This window comes from Cupriavidus sp. SIMBA_020 (assembly GCF_046535395.1).
In the GTDB taxonomy this organism is placed as follows: Bacteria; Pseudomonadota; Gammaproteobacteria; order Burkholderiales; family Burkholderiaceae; genus Cupriavidus; species Cupriavidus campinensis.
Map to the genome: position 1 here is coordinate 1 of NZ_JAWRWU010000803.1, position 264 is coordinate 264.

The window sequence follows — 264 nt, forward strand, 5'->3', positions numbered from 1 at the left end:
GAACGCGATCGGCAGCATCGTCGGCGCCGTGCTCGGCCTGCAGAACGTCGAGCTCATGCATACCGGCGCGGGCAGCAAGCCGCAAGGCAACACCAGCAACCTGACGATCCCGGCGGGCGCATCCGCGGTGCCGCACAATCCGACCGAGTTCTCGTCGCTTTATGGCGGCGACGGTACGCCGACGGCCTCGCAAACCACGGTCGGCATCATTTCCGAAGGCGACCTGTCGCAGACGGTCAGCGACCTCAACACGTTCGCCGCGAG

Annotated in this window: 1 pseudogene; it reads left to right on the top strand. The window is 66.7% G+C overall.

Annotation, left to right across the window (positions count from 1 at the left end):
• Nucleotides 1–264: pseudogene (locus tag SB751_RS31570) on the top strand (peptidase S53); the annotation flags it as partial.